Source organism: Lysobacter capsici (assembly GCF_018732085.1).
GTDB classification, from domain to species: domain Bacteria; phylum Pseudomonadota; class Gammaproteobacteria; order Xanthomonadales; family Xanthomonadaceae; genus Lysobacter; species Lysobacter capsici_A.
Map to the genome: position 1 here is coordinate 3,467,586 of NZ_CP076103.1, position 19,740 is coordinate 3,487,325.

The 19,740-nt window shown below is 67.4% G+C and carries 18 protein-coding genes, 1 tRNA gene and 1 pseudogene; 4 read left to right on the forward strand and 16 right to left on the reverse strand.

All coding sequences use genetic code 11. The features are described 5' to 3' along the window. Nucleotides 1–5 precede the first annotated feature (5 nt). From nuoE to tpiA, 8 genes are all read right to left on the reverse strand, one after another. Nucleotides 6–533 carry an NADH-quinone oxidoreductase subunit NuoE gene (gene nuoE, locus KME82_RS14295; RefSeq protein ID WP_046656793.1) on the reverse strand — a complete coding sequence of 176 codons (528 nt, stop codon included), beginning with the start codon at nucleotides 531–533 and terminating at the stop codon, nucleotides 6–8. 151 nt (nucleotides 534–684) lie between these two features. Further along, a complete protein-coding gene (locus tag KME82_RS14300) occupies nucleotides 685–1,974 on the reverse strand; it encodes an NADH-quinone oxidoreductase subunit D (RefSeq protein ID WP_215499079.1) in 1,290 nt (429 codons plus the stop codon). 20 nt (nucleotides 1,975–1,994) lie between these two features. Next, nucleotides 1,995–2,729, reverse strand: coding sequence for an NADH-quinone oxidoreductase subunit C (locus KME82_RS14305; protein WP_215494647.1), 735 nt, complete (start codon nucleotides 2,727–2,729; stop codon nucleotides 1,995–1,997). Then, nucleotides 2,726–3,313: a NuoB/complex I 20 kDa subunit family protein gene (locus tag KME82_RS14310; protein ID WP_036108556.1), complete on the reverse strand. Its 588-nt coding sequence runs from the start codon at nucleotides 3,311–3,313 to the stop codon at nucleotides 2,726–2,728. The genes KME82_RS14305 and KME82_RS14310 overlap by 4 nt, the downstream gene beginning before the upstream one ends. After that, complete coding sequence (locus KME82_RS14315; RefSeq protein WP_036108557.1) at nucleotides 3,304–3,660, reverse strand: NADH-quinone oxidoreductase subunit A; 357 nt, start codon at nucleotides 3,658–3,660, stop codon at nucleotides 3,304–3,306. The genes KME82_RS14310 and KME82_RS14315 overlap by 10 nt, the downstream gene beginning before the upstream one ends. A 168-nt stretch (nucleotides 3,661–3,828) precedes the next feature. Further along, nucleotides 3,829–3,913, reverse strand: a tRNA-Leu gene (locus tag KME82_RS14320). Between the two features lie 123 nt (nucleotides 3,914–4,036). Then, nucleotides 4,037–4,537, reverse strand: coding sequence for a preprotein translocase subunit SecG (gene secG, locus KME82_RS14325; protein WP_215494648.1), 501 nt, complete (start codon nucleotides 4,535–4,537; stop codon nucleotides 4,037–4,039). A 73-nt stretch (nucleotides 4,538–4,610) separates the two neighbouring features. Next, on the reverse strand, nucleotides 4,611–5,363 hold the full coding sequence (gene tpiA / locus KME82_RS14330) for a triose-phosphate isomerase (protein ID WP_036108560.1): 753 nt from the start codon (nucleotides 5,361–5,363) through the stop codon (nucleotides 4,611–4,613). 182 nt (nucleotides 5,364–5,545) lie between these two features. On the opposite strand from tpiA, the gene KME82_RS14335 reads away from it, so the two are divergent. Then, complete coding sequence (locus KME82_RS14335) at nucleotides 5,546–6,088, forward strand: DNA-deoxyinosine glycosylase (RefSeq protein ID WP_215494649.1); 543 nt, start codon at nucleotides 5,546–5,548, stop codon at nucleotides 6,086–6,088. 88 nt (nucleotides 6,089–6,176) lie between these two features. Here KME82_RS14335 and KME82_RS27125 read toward each other — a convergent pair. Beyond that, nucleotides 6,177–6,347, reverse strand: a pseudogene (locus KME82_RS27125) (DUF6053 domain-containing protein); the annotation flags it as partial. Between the two features lie 549 nt (nucleotides 6,348–6,896). Between KME82_RS27125 and KME82_RS14340 the strand changes: the two are divergent. Beyond that, nucleotides 6,897–8,060, forward strand: coding sequence for a trypsin-like serine peptidase (locus KME82_RS14340; RefSeq protein ID WP_215494650.1), 1,164 nt, complete (start codon nucleotides 6,897–6,899; stop codon nucleotides 8,058–8,060). A 412-nt stretch (nucleotides 8,061–8,472) separates the two neighbouring features. After that, entirely contained in the window at nucleotides 8,473–9,150 is a 678-nt protein-coding gene (locus KME82_RS14345) for a DUF6445 family protein (protein ID WP_215494651.1), read from the forward strand. A gap of 99 nt (nucleotides 9,151–9,249) precedes the next feature. On the opposite strand, the gene KME82_RS14350 is transcribed toward KME82_RS14345, so the two are convergent. Beyond that, nucleotides 9,250–10,185, reverse strand: a complete 936-nt coding sequence (locus KME82_RS14350) for an isopenicillin N synthase family dioxygenase (protein WP_215494652.1) — start codon at nucleotides 10,183–10,185, stop codon at nucleotides 9,250–9,252. A gap of 278 nt (nucleotides 10,186–10,463) precedes the next feature. On the opposite strand from KME82_RS14350, the gene KME82_RS14355 reads away from it, so the two are divergent. After that, nucleotides 10,464–12,323: a DUF3413 domain-containing protein gene (locus tag KME82_RS14355; RefSeq protein WP_215494653.1), complete on the forward strand. Its 1,860-nt coding sequence runs from the start codon at nucleotides 10,464–10,466 to the stop codon at nucleotides 12,321–12,323. 620 nt (nucleotides 12,324–12,943) lie between these two features. Here KME82_RS14355 and glmM read toward each other — a convergent pair. The 6 genes from glmM to truA all read right to left on the reverse strand — a co-directional run bounded on the left by glmM (nucleotide 12,944) and on the right by truA (nucleotide 19,731). Then, the gene (gene glmM, locus KME82_RS14360) at nucleotides 12,944–14,284 is read right to left on the reverse strand and encodes a phosphoglucosamine mutase (protein ID WP_215494654.1); all 1,341 of its coding nucleotides are present in this window, start codon (nucleotides 14,282–14,284) and stop codon (nucleotides 12,944–12,946) included. 288 nt (nucleotides 14,285–14,572) lie between these two features. Then, nucleotides 14,573–15,460 (reverse strand): acetyl-CoA carboxylase, carboxyltransferase subunit beta, encoded by an 888-nt coding sequence (gene accD, locus KME82_RS14365; protein WP_215494655.1) that lies wholly within the window; start codon nucleotides 15,458–15,460, stop codon nucleotides 14,573–14,575. A 133-nt stretch (nucleotides 15,461–15,593) separates the two neighbouring features. Then, the gene (trpA, locus tag KME82_RS14370) at nucleotides 15,594–16,406 is read right to left on the reverse strand and encodes a tryptophan synthase subunit alpha (protein WP_215494656.1); all 813 of its coding nucleotides are present in this window, start codon (nucleotides 16,404–16,406) and stop codon (nucleotides 15,594–15,596) included. A 195-nt stretch (nucleotides 16,407–16,601) separates the two neighbouring features. Next, nucleotides 16,602–17,828, reverse strand: coding sequence for a tryptophan synthase subunit beta (gene trpB / locus KME82_RS14375; RefSeq protein ID WP_215494657.1), 1,227 nt, complete (start codon nucleotides 17,826–17,828; stop codon nucleotides 16,602–16,604). A 401-nt stretch (nucleotides 17,829–18,229) separates the two neighbouring features. Next, nucleotides 18,230–18,892, reverse strand: coding sequence for a phosphoribosylanthranilate isomerase (locus KME82_RS14380; RefSeq protein WP_056112517.1), 663 nt, complete (start codon nucleotides 18,890–18,892; stop codon nucleotides 18,230–18,232). Next, on the reverse strand, nucleotides 18,889–19,731 hold the full coding sequence (truA, locus tag KME82_RS14385) for a tRNA pseudouridine(38-40) synthase TruA (RefSeq protein WP_215494658.1): 843 nt from the start codon (nucleotides 19,729–19,731) through the stop codon (nucleotides 18,889–18,891). The genes KME82_RS14380 and truA overlap by 4 nt, the downstream gene beginning before the upstream one ends. Nucleotides 19,732–19,740 lie beyond the last annotated feature (9 nt).

Consider the following 19,740-nt stretch of genomic DNA (forward strand, 5'->3'; position numbering starts at 1 on the left):
CGACCTCACTTCAAACCATCGAGCAGCTCGTCGACTTTCGTCGCGTCGAGCTTCTCGTGGTAATGACCGTTGACGACGACCACCGGCGCGCCGCAGCACGCGGCCAGGCATTCTTCCTCGCGCTTGAGGAAGACGCGGCCATCGGCGGTGGATTCGCCGAGCTTGCAGCCCAGCTTCTTCTCGGCGTGGCGGACCAGGTCTTCCGCGCCGTTGAGCCAGCAGCTGATATTGGTGCAGAACGCGACGTTGTTGCGGCCGACCTTTTCGGTCTCGAACATCGAGTAGAAGCTCGCGACCTCGTAGGCCCACACCGGCGGCAGGCTCAGGTACTTGGCGACCGCGGCGATCAGCTCATCGGTCAACCAGCCGCCGTTCTGTTCCTGCGCCGCATGCAGGCCCTGCAACACGGCCGAGCGCTTGCGGTCCGGCGGAAACTTGGCCAGCCAGTGGTCGATGTGCGCGCGCGTGCCGTCCGACAGTGCCACCATCGGATCGACGTGCTGTGCGGCCTCGAAATTGCCTGTCGCTTTCATAGGGGTAAAGCCGGGAATCGGGAATTGGGAATCGGGAATCGGTTGGAACAGGACGCGGTGAATTGAAAAATCCGGAACGATCGATGCTCGGCGCGACCTCGCGCAGCCTCAGCTTTTTCGATTCCCGATTCCCTATTCCCGATTCCCGTCTTCACCGATCGATCTCGCCGAACACGATGTCGTAGGTACCGATCATCGCCACGACGTCGGCCAGCATGTGGCCCTTGACGACTTCGTCCATCGACGACAGATGCGCGAAGCCCGGCGCACGCAGCTTGCAGCGGAACGGCTTGTTGGCGCCGTCGGAGACCAGGTAGCAGCCGAATTCGCCCTTGGGCGCTTCGACCGCGGCGTAGGTCTCGCCGGCCGGCACGCAATAGCCTTCCGAGAACAGCTTGAAGTGATGGATCAAGGCTTCCATGTCGTCCTTCATCTCCTCGCGCTTGGGCGGGGCGACCTTGAAGTTGTCGACGATCACGGGGCCGGGGTTGGCGCGCAGCCACTTCACGCACTGCTTGATGATGCGGGTGGATTCGCGCATTTCCGCGATGCGCACCAGGTAGCGGTCGTAGCAGTCGCCGTTGACGCCGACCGGGATGTCGAAATCGACTTCCGCGTACTTGGCGTAGGGCTGCTTCTTGCGCAGATCCCAGGCGATGCCCGAACCGCGGATCATCGGCCCGGTCATGCCCCAGGCCAGGGCCTGCTCGGGCGGAATCACGCCGATGCCGACGGTGCGCTGCTTCCAGATGCGGTTATCGGTCAGCAGGGTTTCGTATTCGTCGACGCGCTTGGGGAAGTCATTCGCGAAGGCGTCGAGGTAATCGAGCATCGAGCCTTCGCGCCAGGCGTTGAAGCGCTTGAGGCCGGCGCCCTTCTTCCACGGCGATTCCTTGTACTGCGGCATGCGCTCGGGCAGGTCGCGGTAGACGCCGCCGGGACGGTAATACGCCGCGTGCATGCGCGCGCCGGAGACCGCTTCGTAGCAGTCCATCAGCTCTTCGCGCTCGCGGAACGCGTACAGGAACACCGCCATCGCGCCCAGGTCGAGCGCGTTGGAACCGACCCACATCAGGTGGTTGAGGATGCGGGTGATTTCGTCGAACAAGGTGCGGATGTACTGCGCGCGTTCGGGCGCTTCGATCCCCAGCAGGGTTTCGATCGCGCGCACGTAAGCGTGCTCGTTGCACATCATCGACACGTAGTCCAGGCGATCCATGTAGCCGATCGACTGGTTGAACGGCTTGGACTCGACCAGCTTCTCGGTGCCGCGATGCAGCAGGCCGATATGCGGATCGGCGCGCTGCACCACTTCGCCGTCCATCTCCAGGATCAAGCGCAGCACGCCGTGCGCGGCCGGATGCTGGGGACCGAAGTTGAAGGTGTAGTTGCGGATCTCGGCGTTGTTGAGGCCGGAGGTGCCGCTGTTGACCAGCGGCATGTTGGTAGCGGGCTCGCTCATCACTTCACCTCGCGCTGGGCAATCTCGCCCACCGCGGTCTGGTAGCGCGCGTCGTCGCGGATCACCCGCGGCACGCCGACCCGCGGGTCGATCGATACGGGCTCATAGATCACCCGGCGCTTTTCGGCGTCGTAACGCACTTCGACGTTGCCGATCAGCGGGAAATCCTTGCGGAACGGATGGCCGACGAAACCGTAGTCGGTGAGGATCCGGCGCAGGTCCGGGTGGCCTTCGAACACGATGCCGTAAAGATCGAACGCTTCGCGCTCGAACCAATTCACGCCCGGCCAGATGTGGCACAGCGAACCAACCACGGGCAGGTCGTCGTCGGCCGCGAAGGTCTTCAGACGCACGCGCTGGTTGTGCTGACACGACAGCAGATGCGCGACCGCCGCGAACCGACGCGCCGGCAGCGAATCGGCGGCGCCGTTGGGCGACTCGCCCCAACGGAAACGGCCGGCGCTCTTGCCTTCCACGCCGCGCGAGAAGCCTTCCGAGGACACGTCGGTGTCCCATTCGTCGCTGCCGTAGCTCAGGTAGTCCACGCCGCTGACGTCGACGCACTGTTCGAAACCGAATTCGTCGCGCAGCGCGAGCGCTGCGGCGAGCCATTCGGTCGGCGCCACTTCAAGGGTAATTTCGCCGCGCGGCTGCGCCACGACGACCGACGCGCCGGCGAAGCGTTCGTTCAAGCGCTGGGCGAGCTGCGCGCTGCTCGGAGCAACGCCGCTCATTCGCGCACGCCCTGCTTGTTGTCGCCGAAGTTGGTGCCGCGGCGGATCTTGCGCTGCAGCTGCAGGATGCCGTAGACCAGCGCTTCGGCGGTCGGCGGGCAGCCCGGCACGTAGACGTCGACTGGGACCACGCGGTCGCAGCCGCGCACCACGGCGTAGGAATAATGGTAGTAGCCGCCGCCGTTGGCGCAGCTGCCCATCGAGATCACCCACTTCGGGTCGGGCATCTGGTCATAGACCTTGCGCAACGCCGGGGCCATCTTGTTGACCAGGGTGCCGGCCACGATCATCACGTCGGACTGGCGCGGCGACGGGCGGAACACCACGCCGTAACGGTCCAGGTCCAGGCGCGAGGCGCCGGCGTGCATCATCTCGACCGCGCAGCAGGCCAGACCGAAGGTCATCGGCCACATCGACCCGGTACGCGCCCAATTCCACAGCGTGTCCAGGTTGGTGGTGACGAACCCCTGCTGCAGCAGCGGGTTTTCGCCTTCCGGGCGCAGGATGTCGTCGAGGCGTCCTTCCGGAATCGGGTTGTGCATCAGGCCCGACACGGTGTCGCTGACGGTTTGGATCACTCCCATTCGAGCGCTCCCTTCTTCCAGACGTAAACGAAGCCGAGCAGGAGCATGCTGGCGAAAATGCCCATCTCGATGAGCCCGACCGGACCGAGATCGCGGAACACGGTGGCCCAGGGCACGATGAAGATGATTTCCAGATCGAAGATGATGAACTGGATGGCGATCAGGTAATAGCGCACGTCGAATTGCATGCGCGCGTCTTCGAAGGCTTCGAAGCCGCATTCGTAGGGAGACAATTTCTCCGCGGTCGGGCGCTTGGGCCCGAGCACATTGCCTACCACCAACAGGGCGACGCCGATACCACCGGCGACGATCAGGAACAGCAGAGTCGGCAGGTATTCGGCCAGCACGCGGTGTTCTCTCGGCTACTTGTTCGGCTACATGGGCGCGTTTCCGCGACCTTGGCTTGGCGCCACAGCGCCCAGTCGTGTGGACACGCGGCGCGGCCCGCCGTGCGTGCCGCACCTGCGTACCGTGGTGCGAGTTGCGAATAACTCGATAAAGCTGACAGTTGGATGTGGTGCCCAAAGGGGGACTCGAACCCCCACGACCTAAGTCGCTACCACCTCAAGGTAGTGCGTCTACCAATTCCGCCATCTGGGCACTGCTACCAACCTAGCCATCCTGGCCTGGACTTCGTAAGCGCTTTGCGAAGCCGCCTGGTCATCGCTGACCGACCCTGCCATCCGAAGCAGGATACTGGAACTCTATTTTAACCTGTTTATCTCAGCCGCCAGTAGCCGGCTGCTTTGCCGGGACTGCCTGCTGGGCCGGCGCCTGCGCGGGTGTCGCCGACGGCGCGGACGGAACCGTGCCTGCCGGAGCGGCCTGACCCGACGGAACCTGCGGGGCCGTGCCGGCCGGAGCGGTGCTGGCCGGAGCGGCCGGGACGCCAGTCGCCGGCGCGGCCGGAGTACCGGCGGCCGGAGCGGGCTGGGTCGCCGGGATCTGCTGATTCATCACGCTCTGATCGAGCTTGCTCGGCGCGGCGCTCGGGACGCGGCTCGCCTGCCAGGCCATGAACAGGCTGATCACAAAGAACGCGATCGCCAGCCACTTGGTGGCCTTGGACAGGAAGTTGGACGAGCCACGGGCGCCGAACACGGTCGCCGAGGCACCGCCGCCGAAACCCGAGCCCGCCTGCGCTCCCGCGCCGCGTTGCATCAGGATCAGCGCGATCATGGCGATCGCGATCAACACATAGATGACGTTGAGGAACAACAGCATCGTTAGGGATTCTTCGCTGGGTGGAACTCGTTACGACCGCGTCGGCCCGGAGTGGTTCGCCGGAACGTCGCGATCAGGGTGCCGCCGCTGCCGCGATGGCGTTGAAGTCCGCTGCGACCAAGGAGGCGCCGCCGACCAGGCCGCCATCGACGTCGGGCTGGGAAAACAGCGCGGCGGCATTGTCGGCTTTCACGCTACCGCCATAAAGGATCGGTAGCGAGCCAGCAATTCTAGCATCGTGCGCCGCGATTTCGCTACGGATGAATGCGTGCATTTCCTGGGCCTGCTCGGGGCTGGCGGTTTTGCCGGTGCCGATCGCCCAGACCGGTTCGTAGGCGAGGATCGCGCCGTCCAGGCCGAGCACGCCGACCAGTTCGAAGATCGGCGCGAGCTGTTCCTGCAGCCGCCACTGCGCCTTGCCGTCCTCGCGTTCGCTCAGGGTCTCGCCCACGCACAGGATCGGCACCAGCCCGGCCGCCTTGGCCGCGGCGAACTTGCGCGCGACCAGTTCGCTGCTTTCGCCGTGGTACTGACGGCGCTCGGAATGGCCGACCAGGCCGTAGACCGCGCCGACTTCCTTGAGCATCGCCGCGGAGACTTCGCCGGTGTAGGCGCCCTTGACGTTGCAGCTCACGTCCTGCGCGCCGAAGTTCAGGCCGCGCTCGCCGTAGTGCTCGACCAGTTCGCCCAGGTACGGCAGCGGCGGCAGGATCACCCGTTCGACCCCGGCCGGCGGCGTCTGCGCCGCGACTTCATCGAGCAGGGCGAATGCGAATTCGCGGCTGCCATGCAGCTTCCAGTTTCCGGCGACGATCCTGCGGCGCATGGCCACTCCCTTGGTGCGAAGACGGCGCAGTCTAGCGGCTGGGCGGCGTTTGGGCGAACCCGGCCGCGACGCGGCGAACTGCGACGCAGTCCGCGCGCGCAGTCCGCGACCGGCGTCACGCCCGCGGCCGACGGCCCCAGCCCGCCTTTGGCGAGCGCGGTTTCGTCCCCATTGCATACACCATGGTCCCGACCTCGAACCCGCCCGTGCTGCACAGCTTCGCCCCGATCCAGTCGCCGCAGGCGCGGGTGCTGATCCTCGGCAGCATGCCCGGCGCGGCCTCGCTCGCCGCCGGCCGCTATTACGCGCATCCGCAGAACAGGTTCTGGCCGATCATGGGCGCGCTGATCGGCGCCGGGCCGGAGCTGGAGTACCCGCAGCGGATCGAGACCCTGCGCGCGGCCGGGATCGCGCTGTGGGACGTGCTCGCCCAGTGCGAGCGCGAAGGCAGCCTGGACTCGGCGATCCGCGACGACACCGCGGTGGCCAACGACTTCGCCGGCTTCTTTGCCGGCCATCCGCGTGTCGCCACGGTGCTGTTCAACGGCGCCAAGGCCGAGGCGAGTTTCCGCCGGTTCGTACACAAGTCGCTGGCGCGTCCGGACCTGACCCTGCTGCGCCTGCCCTCGACCAGCCCGGCCAATGCCTCGCAACGCCACGACATGAAGCTGTCGGCCTGGCGCGAGGCCTTGCGCGCGGCCGGGGTCGCGGTGCGGGACGCCTGATCGTCCGCGGCGAGGTCTGTTGTGGGAGGAGCTTCAGCCCCTGTGGTCTTGTCTGAGATCGCATCGCCTTTTGCCGGACTGTTTGCGACGAAGCTCGATTCGCGGCGATCTGAGAAGAAAGCATCGGGCCTGAAGGCCCTCCCACTAGAGACTTCGTTGCTTGCATCGATGTCGTTGGTTGGGCTGTCGCAATCTTGCCTGTCGGTCGTGGCGCGGATTGGCGCGGTGCTGCGTAGATCGCCCGATCGCTTCGGCCCATCGAGGTCTTTTGTGGGAGGGGCTTCAGCCCCGACGCTTTCCTTTCAGAAGCCGGGTTGCGCGGCGGCTGAGCGGAAAGCGTCGGGGCTGAAGCCCCTCCCACAAAAGTAGCCGCCCCATGAGCGTGGACTCGGCATAAGGCGCGCAGGCCAAATCAGGTTACATGGCTGAAACATCCCAGTTCCGCCCAACCACCTCGGCCGCTGGGCGCAAACCCTTGCCGCCACAGGCTTTGCGGCCGATGAACCGGTACCCGGCCGCGGCTCGACGCGGCCGCGATCGCGGTTTCTTTTCGCTGCCGGCCTGTCCTGCGGGCGCCTGCACCGCCGTTTCCTGGGGTTAGCCGCCCACAAGGGGGCCGTCACCGCCGAACGATCGCTTGCGCCGCCGTGTTGGCGGCGTGGGGCGCCGGGCTGTTGCCCGCCGCTTCGCGCTCGCCCGGTGACCCGGGTTTCAACGCCGGCGCGCCGTTCGGGTCGAGCGCGCCGGTTCCGCAGTCCTCGACCCGTCAATCGCCAATGGAAGCGATACCACAAGGAGCTCCACCATCATGAAGTCGCATCGCATCAATCCCCCGTGCCGCCTGTCCCGCAAGCTCGCCTTGCTCAGCGGCATCGCGCTGCTCTCCTCCGCCGCCCTCGCGATGGCCGGCGAAAAAGTGATCCGCACCGCCTACGGCGACGTCACCTCGATCGACGCGCCCAAGTCGCAGCAGCTCAACGCCAAGACCGCCCAGGCCCATCCGTTCGCGACTGCGCGCCAGCGCGCCGCGGCCAAGCCGGCGGTCTGGGTCGACCGCGACAGCAAGGCCGGCCCCGCCGCTTCGGCCGAACTGACCGACAAGCTGGTCCGCACCGCCGGCAGCGCGCCGGGCGGCGACGCGCCGGCGTTCGGCAACTACCTCGCCCGCAGCCATTTCCGTGCCACCTGGGACAAGCTCGACGCGCTGGATGCGCGCCAGGGCGCCGCCCCGGACGTCTCGATCTCGCAGGAGAAGGACGGCGCGCACTACGGCTACACCCGCACTCTCGGCAACTACTACACCACCCAGTGGAAGGCGTCGCCGTGGAACAAGATCGGCAAGCTGTACTTCACCACGCCCAGCGGCGGCAGTTCCTACTGCACCGCGCAGGTCTCCAGCGGCACCGCGGTGCTGACTACCGCGGCGCATTGCGTCTACACCTTCGGCGCGGGCTTCAACTCGAACTTCCTGTTCGTGCCGGCCGAGCGTTACGGCGAGGCGCCGTACGGCAAGTTCGGCTGGAGCACCGCGCGCGTGCCGACCAACTGGATCAACCAGGGCACCCGCCGCTGGGACGTGGCGGTGATCAAGCTGACCGGTGAACAGGTCAGCGGCATCCCGGTGACCAGCTACGTCGGTTGGCTCGGCCGCGCCTGGAACCAGCCGTATTCGCTGTTCACCTACTCGCACGGCTATGCCAGCAACCTGAGCACGCAGTACACCAACATCTGCGCCGGCCAGACCTACGACGCGCCGTCGGAAGGCACCAACGTGGTGGTCCAGGGCTGCGACATGACCTACGGCGCCAGCGGCGGCGCGTGGTTGATCAACTACACGCCCAACTCCAGCGCCGGCAACCAGGTCAACAGCGTGGTCAGCGGCCCGCACATCGGCGCCTTCGGCACCGCCTGGGTGGGCGCGCGCTTCAACGACGACAACATCGTCGCGCTGTGCACCGCGATCGGTTGCTGATCGCGGCTTGACCGCACCGTGGCGGCGGGCGCGAGGGATCGGGTCCGCCGCCATCGCAGGGATCGCGCATCGGGCCGAAGGATCGGCCGAACCATCGGGGCCCCGGAGGCGGGCTCGCCGCGCGGCCCACTATCGCGGTCGCGGGCTGGGGCAAGGACGCCCGCTTGTACGACGACGAAGCCGGCCACAGGCCGGCTTCGTCATGTCCGCAGCGAATGCAGCGATGAAACCCGGAGGTCGCGGCCCCGCGCGCGGACACGGGCGAGCGCAGCCGGCCTCCCGACAATCCGCACGCCGGACACGTCCGCAGCCCAGGTTGCGTACACACGATGCGGCATCACGTCGCAATATCGATGCAAACCGCCTGTCCCGCGAGCCGGCGCAGGCGATCGGCGTGGTTAGAGTGAGCACCATGAAACCGACCCCGCCCCGCCCGCTGCTGCCGATCCTGCCGTATCGCAAACCCACGCCAGGCCGCGATTACTGGGTCGTCGACGACATCCTGCCCGACCCCGACGGCGTGCGCGCGCGCTTTCTGGCCAAGACCGACTGGAGCCAGGGCTATCCGTACAAACCCGAAAGCTGGCCCGGGCAGCGCGCCATGCCGGGCCTGCAGGAGGACGAACTGGCGATCGTCGAGACCCGGGTGCGCGATGCGCTCGGCGCGACGCGCCTATGGGTGGGCGCCGCGCCCGACGGCCAGACCCTCAATCACAACTGCGTGCAGGTGGTCGGCATCGACGAATGCGAGCCGCGCCCGCACACCGATTCGCGCACGATGTGCCGCTACGCCGCGGTGCTGTATTTGAACCCCACGGTGCCGGACCACTGCGGCACCGGTTTCTACCGCCAGCGCCTGGGCAACGGTCAGCGCGGCGGCAACACCGTGTCGCCGCCGCACGCCAATCTGGTCGAGGCCCTGGGCACCCGCTTCGTCGCGCCCGACGCCTTCGTCGAGGACGTCGTGGTGCCTCACCGCTACAACCGCCTGCTGCTGTACCGCGCCAACCTGATCCACAGCGCCAGCGGTTACTGGGGCCGGACCCTGGACACCATGCGCATGGCCGCGGTGTTCTTCTGGATGGTCTGACGGATCGCCCGAACCGGCCGCGTGCGGCGTCGCCCCGGGCCGGACACGACGAAGCCGGCGCAAGGCCGGCTTCGCGACGAACGCCATCGCGGCGGACGCTTACTTCAGCTTGATCTCGCGCAGGCGTTCTTCCAGATAGCCCTGGGCGGTGATCGCCTCGGGATAGCGGCTGGGATTGTCGGCGCTGATGGTCGAGGGCAGCACGTCGATCAGGAAATCCGGATTCGGGTGCAGGAAGAACGGGGTCGAATAGCGCGGCTGGCGCGCCTTCTCGCCGGGCGGGTTGACCACGCGGTGGGTGGTCGAGGGATACACGTGGTTGGTCAGGCGCTGCAGCATGTCGCCGATGTTGACCACGATGGTGTCGGCGTCGGCGGTGAACGGCACCCACTCGCCCTTGCGCGACTTCACTTCCAGGCCGGCGGCGCTGGCGCCGACCAGCAGGGTGATCAGGTTGATGTCCTCGTGCGCGCCGGCGCGCTCGTTGGGGATGTCGTCGGCGGTGATCGGCGGGTAGTGGATCGGGCGCAGGATCGAATTGCCGAAATCGGTCTTGTCGGCGAAATAGGTCTGCGGCAGGCCGATGTGCAGGGCCAGCGCGCTGAGCACGCGCGAACCCAGCTGGTCCAGGGTGGTGTACAGGCCGTAGGCCTGCTCGCGGAACTCGGGGATTTCGTCGGGCCACAGGTTGGCCGGCATGTCGGCGGCGTACTTGGAGTCGCGCGGGATCTCGCGGCCGACGTGCCAGAACTCCTTGAGGTCGAAGTGCTTGGCGCCCTTGGCGGTCTCCACGCCGAACGGGGTGTAGCCGCGCGCGCCGCCGCCGCCGGGCACGTGGTACTTGCGCTTGACGTCTTCAGGCAGCGCGAAGAAGCGCTTGAACACGTCGTAGGACTGATCGATCTGCTCGGCCGGGATGCCGTGGCCGTTGATGCCGGCGAAGCCCCATTCGCGGTAGGCCGCGCCGAGTTCGGCGACGAACGCCTCGCGGTCGGTGTCGAAGCGGCGAATGTCCAGGGTGGGAATCTGACTCACGTGGTTGTCCTGTTGGTGTCTCGTCCGAATAGGCCGCTATCTTCGCTCAAAGCCGCCACCGGCGCGCAAGCCCGACCTGGCGGCACGCCGAACGCCCCGGCGCGGTGGCGCGGGGATGAACGAAACCGCCCCAGCCTGAACCGCTTGGCACACAAGCCGTGACCGGATCGACCGGCCCGCCCAAAGGTGGTGTCTTACCGCTTTGCTACGCGATAAAGTCGCGCCCCGACCCGGCGTTGCCCGCCGGTTGCAACGACGCCCGCCGAGGCCCGCACCGCATGCAAGACCCCGCCGTTCGCCCCGCCACCCCGGCACGCCGTGCCCTGGCCTGGCTGACCGGCTTCACCCTGGGCAATGCGGCGGTCGCGATCGCGATCGCCGCCTCGAACATTCCCTTCGCCCATCTGGCCGAGCACTGGAAGGCGGCGTTCTTCCTGACCCTGGCCCTGCCCGGCCACTTCGTGTTCTTCGGCGCCCTGCTCGGGCTGATCCCGCTGCTGCTCGGCGGCCTGAGCCGGCGCGCGAGCTGGATGACGGTGGCCGCGGTGATCCTGCAGGCGGCCTGGCTATGCCTGCTGGTCGCCGACGCCAAGGTGTTCGCGCTGTACCGCTTCCACCTCAACGCGATGGTCGCCAACATGGTGTTCGGCGGCGCGATGCAGGACCAGGTGGTGTTTTCCGGCACGGTCTGGGGCCTGATCGCGCTGGCGGTCGGCACGGTGCTGGCGCTGGAAATCGCCGCCGCCTGGCTGTGCTGGCGCTGGGTCGCGCGGCGTCCGGGCGCGGTGAAGATCGTGCATGCCTGGTGGGTCGCGATCGCGGTGATGCTGTTCGGGCAGGCCATGGTCGCCTACTACGATGCGCGCGGCGATCGCGCGGTGCTGTCGCAGTTGCCGTACATCCCGTGGGCGCAGCCGATCACGCTGAAGGATTCGCTGCACCGCTTCGGGGTCAAGAACGATCCCAACTCGGCCCTGCCCGGGGTCGGCTCGGGCCTGCTGGCGTATCCGCGCAAGCCGCTGGACTGCGAGGCCGCGCCCAAGCTCAACGTGGTGGTGATCCTGCTCGAATCGCTGCGCCACGACGCGCTCGATCCGACCGTGATGCCGAACACCTGGCGCTACGCCCAGCAATCGCAGTGGTTCGACGACCACTACAGCACCGGCAACGCGACCCGCTTCGGCCTGTTCGGCCTGCTGTACGGCCTGCCCGGCGGTTACTGGCATCCGATGCTGGCCGAGCAGCGCGGTTCGGCCTTCATCGGCCAGATGAAGAAAGACGGCTACGCGATGCACATCTACGGCAGCGCGCCGCTGTACAACCCCGAGTTCGACCGCACCGTGTTCTCGGAGGTGCGCGATCACATCGTCAACGGCCCGCGCGAACGCCACAGCGCGCAACGCGACCGCGCGATCGTCGACAGCCTGCGCCGCGACCTCGCCGCGACCCGGCCCGACCAACGCTTCTTCGGCTTCGTGTTCCTGGACTCGCCGCACCAGCCCTACTACATGCCCGAGGGCTACCCGCCGCTGTTCAAGCCGATGGCCGAGTCGATCAATCCGCTGGAATTCGGCCCGGACCACGACCCGATCCCGGACTTCAACCGCTACCGCACCGCGGTGCATTACAGCGATTCGCTGATCGGCGAGTTGCTGGCCAGCCTGCAGGCCAGTCCCTTCGCCGACGACACGGTGGTGCTGATCACCGGCGATCACGGCGAGGAGTTCAACGACCTCAAGCAGAACTACTGGGGCCACAACGGCAATTTTTCCGACTACCAGCTGCGCACGCCGTTCGTGCTGCACTGGCCGGGCAAGCCGCCGCGCAAATTCAGCCACACCACCTCGCATCAGGATTTCGTGCCGACCGTGATGCAGCACGCGCTGGGCTGCCGCAACGATCCCAACGACTACAGCACCGGCCGCGACCTGTTCGGCCCGGCCCAGGCGGCGCGTCCGCTGCTGGTGGAAAGCTGGTCGCAGCGCGGCATCCGCCAGGGCGACCGGATCTATCTGTTCGACAACTACGGCGCGGCGACGGTGGTGGACCGCAACTACCGGCCGCTGCCGGACGCGAAGGTCGATCCGGCGGCGGTGAGTCAGTCGTGGGAGATGTTGACGCGGTTTCAGCAGCGTTGAGGCAAAGGGCTTGGGTGTTGCCCTGTTGCGCGTGCGGGTTATGGCGGCGATCCGCGAACTTGATCACCCACTGACGCGCAAACTCCATCGCCCACTTTGGAAAAGGGGGCGAGCGCCCGGCGCAAGTTCGTTTCGATGCGAAGAATCGGAGCGCGGGGGATTTGCTTTTCCCACACGACGCGGTGCGCTTGAAGGTAAAAGCAAATCCCCCTAGCACCCCCTATTCAAAGGGGGGAATGCATCTTGGTGATCGGAGCGCCAACGAACTTCATAGCCCACTTTGAAAAAGGGGGCGAGCGCCCGGCGCCAGTGCGTTTCGACGCGAAGAACTGGAGCGCGGGGGATTCGCTTTTTCCGCACGACGCGGTGCGCTTGAAGGTAAAAGCAAATCCCCCCTAGCCCCCCTTTTCCAAAGAGGGGAATGCATCTTGGTGATCGGAGCCCCAACGAACTCCATCGCCCACTTTGAAAAAGGGGGCGAGCGCCCGGCGTCGGTGCGTTTCGACGCGAAGAACTGGAGCGCGGGGAATTTGCTTTCCCGCACGACGCGGTGCGATTGAAGGTAAAAGCAAATCCCCCCTAGCCCCCCTTTTTCAAAGGGGGGAATCCACCCGCGCGACTCAAACCACCGCGCGTACCGCCGCCGCAAGGCTGTCGAGAGTGTTCTGCATCAACGTCGCATCGTCGGCTTCGACGGTGACGCGGACCACGGGCTCAGTACCGGACGGGCGCAGGAACGCGCGGCCATGGCCGGCGACGGCCACTTCGGCTTGCTTCAACGCCTCTTTCACCGACGTCGCTTCGGTTGGTTTGGACGTCCCTTCGAAGCGCACGTTGACGGTCTTCTGCGGCACCCGGCTCAGTCCGTCCAGCGCCTGGCGCAGGGTCAGGCCGGTGCGGCCCAGCACTTCCAGCACCTGCAGCGCGCTGACGATGCCGTCGCCGGTGCTGGTGCGGTCCAGGCACAGCAGATGGCCGGAGGCTTCGCCGCCGAGGGTGCCGCCGTGCGCGATCAATTGCTGATGCACGTAGCGGTCGCCGACCTTGGCGCGCAGGAAACCGATGCCGCGTTGTTCGAACGCGCGCTCCAGGCCGTAATTGGTCATCAAGGTGCCGACCACCGGGCCCTGCAGGCGTCCGCTGCGCTGCCAGTCGGTCGCCAGCACGTACAGCAGATCGTCGCCGTCGCAGATGCGGCCTTCGCCGTCGACGAACAGCACCCGGTCGCCGTCGCCGTCGAACGCGATGCCCAGGTCCGCGCCGGTGGCCTGCACGCGTTCGACCAGGGTCTGCGGATGGGTCGAGCCCACGCCGTCGTTGATGTTCAAGCCGTTGGGATCGATACCGATCGCATCCACGCGCGCGCCGAGTTCGCGCAGCACCAGCGGGCCGGTCTGGTAGGTCGCGCCATTGGCGCAATCCATCGCGATGCGCATGCCGCTGAGGTCGAAACCGCGCGGCACCGAGTTCTTGCACGCTTCCAGATAGCGGCCGATCGCGTCGCGCGTGCGCACGGCCTTGCCCAGGCGTTCGGAGTCGACGGTGCGGAACGGTTCTTCCAGCGCGGCCTCGATCGCCAGCTCGGTTTCGTCGTCGAGCTTTTCGCCCTCGGCCGAGAAGAACTTGATGCCGTTGTCGTAATGCGGATTGTGCGAAGCCGAGATCACGATGCCGCCGTCGGCGCGCAGCGAGCGGGTCAGGTGCGCGACCGCCGGGGTCGGCATCGGCCCCATCAACTGCACGTCCACGCCGGCGGCGACCAGGCCGGCTTCGAGCGCGGCCTCGAACATGTAGTTCGAGATGCGCGTGTCCTTGCCGATGATGACCATCGGGTTGCGCCAGCCGCGCCGGATCAGCGCGTGGCCGTACGCGTTGCCCAGGCGCAGGACGAAATCGGCGGAAATCGCGCCTTCGCCCACGCGTCCGCGGATGCCGTCGGTACCAAAGTATTTGCGAGTCATGTATTCGGTTCGGGAATGGGGAATCGGGAATGGGGAATCAAAGCCAGGCGGCGCGGTACGGCGCAGTGCCGTCGGGGGATCGCCGCAACCCGAGTTTGCCGCATGCCGCGTGCGCTACGGTGCCGCGCAGCTGAACGAGGCCGCGTAGCGCCTCCGGGTTCACAGTTCCAACGCGGGAATGGGGAATCGGGAATGGGGAATCGAAAAAGCCAAAGCGCGCGCTGCGGCTTTGGCTTTGATTTTTCCGATTGCCCATTCCCCATTCCCGATTCCCGTCGAAGCGGCCGCTCAGGCCGCTTCGACGTCGTCCTCGGGCTGCGGCTGCTTCATCATCATCGCCAGCAGATGGGCGAGACGATCGCGCAGTTCGCGCCGGTCGCAGATCTGGTCGACCGCGCCGTGATCGACCAGGAATTCGCTGCGCTGGAAGCCTTCGGGCAGTTTCTCGCGCACGGTCTGCTCGATCACGCGCGGGCCGGCGAAGCCGATCAGCGCTTCGGGCTCGGCCATGTTGATGTCGCCGAGCATCGCGAACGAGGCCGACACGCCGCCGGTGGTCGGATGGGTCATCACCGAGATGTACGGCAGGCCCGCCGCGCGCAGGCGGCCGAGCGCGGCCGAGGTCTTGGCCATCTGCATCAGCGAGAACAGGCTTTCCTGCATGCGCGCGCCGCCGCTGGCGGAGAAGCACACGAACGGGCTACCGATCTGCAGCGCGGTCTCGGCGCCCAGGGTGAAGCGCTCGCCGACCACCGAACCCATCGAGCCGCCCATGAAGGCGAAGTCGAACGACGCGGCGACCAGCGGCCGCTGCTTGAGCGTGCCGCGCATCGCGATCAGCGCGTCGCGCTCGCCGGTGGCTTTCTGCGCGGCCTTGATCCGCTCGGAGTATTTCTTCTGGTCCTTGAACTTGAGCACGTCGACCGGGCCCAGTTCGGCGCCGATCTCGATCGTGCTGCCCGGGTCGAACAACGCGTTCAGCCGGACCCGGCCGCGGATCGGCATGTGGAAGCTGCATTTCGGGCAGACCTCGAGGTTTTCCTCGAGCTCGGGGCGATACAGCACGGCGCCGCAGCGGTCGCACTTCTCCCACAGACCCTCGGGCACGCTGCGCCGCTTGGCCGCGACCGTTTCGGTGCGGATGCCGGACGGCATGAGTTTCTTTAGCCACGACATGCGTTGGGGGTTTCCTATTCAAACGTGTTCAGGCGGTCCCGATGGTGCGGACCGGAGCGCCGCGAGCCATGCTCGCCGGCACGTGATGGGTTCAGTCTAACGCAGCCGGCCGCAGCGCCCGCCGCGCCCGCGTTCAGCCGGCGGCGCCGTCCAGGGCCTGGCGCAGCGGCGCGAGGAACGCGCCGGCCGCTTGCGCGGCGGCCGCGGCATCGGCGGTTTCGGCCAGCACCGCGACCAACGCGCTGCCGACCACCACGCCGTCGGCCTCGCGCGCCATGGTCGCGGCGCTGGCGGCGTCCTTGATCCCGAAACCGGCCACCACCGGCACCTTGCTGCGCGCGCGGATGCGGTGCAGGCGGTCGTTGGCCGCGCCGGTGTCGAGCAGGTCGGCCGCGCCGGTCACGCCGGCGAAACTGACGTAGTACAGATAGCCCTGCGCGTCGTCGCACAGCAAGGCGATGCGTGCTTCGGTGGTGGTCGGCGAGGCCAGCAGGATCAGCGCCAGTCCGGCGGCGGCGAAGGCCGCGCGCAGTTCGGCGGCTTCTTCCGGCGGCAGGTCGACCAGCAGCACGCCGTCGACACCGGCGGCGACCGCGTCGTCGGCGAAGCGGGTCGAGCCGCGGATCTCGATCGGATTGAGATAGCCCATCAGCACCACCGGCGTCTCGGCGTCGCGGCCGCGGAACTCGCGCACCGCGTCGAGCACCCAGCTCAAACCGGCGCCGCGCGCGATCGCGCGCTCGGAGCTGCGCTGGATGGTCGGGCCGTCGGCCATCGGGTCGGAGAACGGCACCCCGAGTTCGATCACGTCGGCGCCGGCGGCGACCAGCGCGTGCATGACCGGCACGGTCGCCTCCAGCGACGGATCGCCGGCGGTGACGAACGGGATCAGGGCCTTGCGGCCGGCGGCGTGCAGTTGTTGGAACTTGGCGTCGATTCGATTCATGCGTTGGTCAAAGCTTCTGCTTTAAGCCCCTCTCCCGCGTGCGGGAGAGGGGTTGGGGTGAGGGACCGGCGGCGGGCGTGGAGTTCGAGAATTCGAACATTGGAGCAACAATGCCGTGCGTATATCGCAGCTGCGTTGCCCTCATCTGCCCTGCGGGCATCTTCTCCCGCGAGCGGGAGAAGAAAAATCCGACGATCAGAAGTGCAAGCCTTCGCGCCCGGCGATGGTATGCACGTCCTTGTCGCCACGACCGGACAGGTTGCACAGCACCACTTGGTCTTTCGGCATCGTGCGCGCGAGCTTGATCGCCTGCGCGATCGCATGGCTGGACTCGAGCGCGGCGAGGATGCCTTCGGTGCGCGCCAAGGTACGGAACGCGTCGAGCGCTTCCTCGTCGGTGACGCCGACGTATTCGGCGCGGCCGGTGTCTTTCAGGAACGCGTGCTCGGGGCCGACGCCGGGGTAATCCAGGCCCGCGGAGACCGAATGGGTCTCGATGATCTGGCCGTCGTCGTCGCACAGCACATAGGTGCGGTTGCCGTGCAGCACACCTGGGCGTCCGGCGGCGAGCGAGGCGGCGTGACGGCCGGTGTCGATGCCGTCGCCGGCCGCTTCGGCGCCGACGATGCGCACCGCGGGATCGTTCAAGAACGCATGGAACAGGCCGATCGCATTGCTGCCGCCGCCGACGCAGGCGGTGATCGCATCGGGCAGGCGGCCGTATTCGGCCAGCATCTGCGCCCTCGCCTCGCGCCCGACCACGGCGTTGAAGTCGCGCACCATGCGCGGGTACGGATCGGGGCCGGCGACGGTGCCGATGATGTAAAAGGTGTCGCGCACGTTGGTGACCCAGTCGCGCATCGCCTCGTTGAGCGCGTCCTTGAGCGTCTGCGACCCGCTGGTCACCGGCACCACGGTCGCGCCGAGCAGCTTCATGCGGTAGACGTTGATCTTCTGCCGCTCGATGTCGGTCGCGCCCATGTAGACCACGCATTCCAGGCCCAGGCGCGCGGCCACGGTGGCGCTGGCGACGCCGTGCTGGCCGGCGCCGGTCTCGGCGATGATCCGGGTCTTGCCCATGCGGCTGGCCAGCAGGGCCTGGCCGATGGTGTTGTTGATCTTGTGCGCGCCGGTGTGGTTGAGGTCTTCGCGCTTGAGCAGGATCTGCGCGCCGCCGACTTCGTCGCTCAATCGCTGCGCGTGGTAGATCGGGCTCGGCCGGCCGACGTAATGGGCCAGGTCGTTTTCGAATTCGCGGATGAAGGCCGGATCGACGCGGGCGGCATCGTAGGCCTTGGCCAGTTCCTCGATCGGCGCGATCAGGGTCTCGGCGACGAAGCGTCCGCCGTAGCGGCCGAAGTGGCCGTTGGCGTCGGGATAGGCATGAAAGTCGATTGGCGGGGCGATCGGATCGGCGGACATCGGCTGGCGTTCGTTCGGCAGACGCCACGCGGCGCGCGGCGGAAGCGCCAGTTTAGGGCATCGCGGCGGTGACCGTACGCATCCGGGCGTGTCGGAATGGGCTGCGTGGTTGGGTTGTGATCGGGTGGGCAGGCGCGAATTCCTACCCACGCCCCTCTTTCAAATCGGGAACGTATCCGGAAAGACAGCGCGGCTGGCCCACCGTGGCGGTCCGCGAACCCCATCGCCCACTTTGGAAAAGGGGGCGAGCGCCCGGCGTCGATATGTTTCGAGGCGAACAATCGGGGCGCGGGGGATTCGCTTTGATTCGCACGACCCGGCGCACTCGAGGGTAAAAGCGAATCCCCCTTCCCCCTTTTGCAAAGGGGGAAAAGCACCGCGACGAGACTGTGCAACTTCGATCAATCGACGTGGCAATCGGCCTTGCGCACTTGTTCGACGAAGTGACGCATCTTGTCGCCGTCCTTCAAGCCCGGCGCGCTCTCGATGCCGCTGGACACGTCCACGCCCCAGGGCAAGGTCGCCAGGATCGCTTCGAACACGTTGTCCGGGGTGATTCCGCCGGCCAGCACGAAGGGTTTCTGCACGCCGACCGGGATGCGCTTCCAGTCGAAGGTCTTGCCGCTGCCGCCGCTGCCGCCGCGGGCATGGCTGTCGAACAGGAAGCCGGCCGCGCCCGGGTAGCGCATGTGCAGCGCCGAGGGATGCTGATCGGCCAGTTCGCCGCCCATCGGGATCGCCTTGAGATACGGCACGCCGAAGCCGCGGCAGAACGCATCGTCCTCGTTGCCGTGAAACTGCAGCAGGCTCGGCCGGACCTGGCGCACGACTTCGCGCACCTCGTCGACCGGGTTGTCGCTGAACAAGGCCACCGCGTCGACCAGCGGCGCCAGCGCCTGGCGCATGGCGCGCGCCTCTTCGGGCGCGACCCGGCGCTTGCTGCCGGCGGCGAACACGAAGCCGATCGCGTCGGCGCCGAGCTCACAGGCCAGGCGCACATCGCCGGGACGGGTGAAACCACAGAATTTGATACGGGTGCGGAACAGGGTACGGGGCTGGCTCAAAGGGTGACCTCGGCAGGCAACTGACACTCGACGGGGTAGCGCGGCCCGACGAACACCAAGCCCGACGAGGGCGCCGTCGGGCCGGCGACCGTGCGGTCGCGACCGGCCAGCAACTCGGCGATCCAGGTCTCAGGTTGTTCGCCGCGGCCGACCAGCAGCAAGCTTCCAACAATGTTGCGCACCATATGGTGAAGAAAGGCATTCGCCTGGACTTCCATTTCTACGACGTCGCCGTCCCGGCGGATGCGGATGTACTGCAGGTCGCGGCGCGCATGCGGTGCCTGGCAATGCACGGTGCGGAACGCGGAGAAGTCGTGTTCGCCCAGCAGGGCCTGGGCGGCGCGGTCCATGGCGTCGGCGTCGAGCGCACGCCGCTCCCAGGTCAGGTACTGGCGCTGCAGCGCCGGCCGGACCGGCCGGTTGAGGATGCGGTAGCGGTAGCGGCGCGCGCGCGCCGAGAAGCGCGCATGGAACCCGGGCGCGGCCGGCACGCACCAGCGCACGCACACCGACGGCGGCAGGCGCGAGGTGGTGCCCAGCACCCAGCCGCGCGGCTCGCGTTCGACCGGGCTGTCGAAATGCACGACCTGGCAGGCCGCGTGGACCCCCGAATCGGTGCGTCCGGCGCAGGTCACCTCGATCGGCGTGCCGGCGACGAAGCTCAGCGCCTGCTCCAGGGTGGTCTGCACGGTCGCTTCGCCGCGCAGGTCCGGCTCGCCGGGACGCACCAGGCGCTGCCAGCCGGAGTATTCGCTGCCGTCGTATTCCACGCCCAGGGCGTAGCGCCGCACCGGTGCGGCGCCGTCGCTGATCGGAGACTGCTGTTGCTCTACCGCCATCGGTCGTTG

Coding starts and splice junctions, on each gene's coding strand:
- nuoE (WP_046656793.1), bottom strand. CDS start 533: ATGAAAGCGACAGGCAATTTCGAGGCCGCACAGCACGTCGATCCGATG.
- KME82_RS14300 (WP_215499079.1), bottom strand. CDS start 1,974: ATGCCGCTGGTCAACAGCGGCACCTCCGGCCTCAACAACGCCGAGATC.
- KME82_RS14305 (WP_215494647.1), bottom strand. CDS start 2,729: ATGAGCGGCGTTGCTCCGAGCAGCGCGCAGCTCGCCCAGCGCTTGAAC.
- KME82_RS14310 (WP_036108556.1), bottom strand. CDS start 3,313: ATGGGAGTGATCCAAACCGTCAGCGACACCGTGTCGGGCCTGATGCAC.
- secG (WP_215494648.1), bottom strand. CDS start 4,537: ATGCTGTTGTTCCTCAACGTCATCTATGTGTTGATCGCGATCGCCATG.
- tpiA (WP_036108560.1), bottom strand. CDS start 5,363: ATGCGCCGCAGGATCGTCGCCGGAAACTGGAAGCTGCATGGCAGCCGC.
- KME82_RS14335 (WP_215494649.1), top strand. CDS start 5,546: ATGGTCCCGACCTCGAACCCGCCCGTGCTGCACAGCTTCGCCCCGATC.
- KME82_RS14340 (WP_215494650.1), top strand. CDS start 6,897: ATGAAGTCGCATCGCATCAATCCCCCGTGCCGCCTGTCCCGCAAGCTC.
- KME82_RS14345 (WP_215494651.1), top strand. CDS start 8,473: ATGAAACCGACCCCGCCCCGCCCGCTGCTGCCGATCCTGCCGTATCGC.
- KME82_RS14355 (WP_215494653.1), top strand. CDS start 10,464: ATGCAAGACCCCGCCGTTCGCCCCGCCACCCCGGCACGCCGTGCCCTG.
- glmM (WP_215494654.1), bottom strand. CDS start 14,284: ATGACTCGCAAATACTTTGGTACCGACGGCATCCGCGGACGCGTGGGC.
- accD (WP_215494655.1), bottom strand. CDS start 15,460: ATGTCGTGGCTAAAGAAACTCATGCCGTCCGGCATCCGCACCGAAACG.
- trpA (WP_215494656.1), bottom strand. CDS start 16,406: ATGAATCGAATCGACGCCAAGTTCCAACAACTGCACGCCGCCGGCCGC.
- trpB (WP_215494657.1), bottom strand. CDS start 17,828: ATGTCCGCCGATCCGATCGCCCCGCCAATCGACTTTCATGCCTATCCC.
- truA (WP_215494658.1), bottom strand. CDS start 19,731: ATGGCGGTAGAGCAACAGCAGTCTCCGATCAGCGACGGCGCCGCACCG.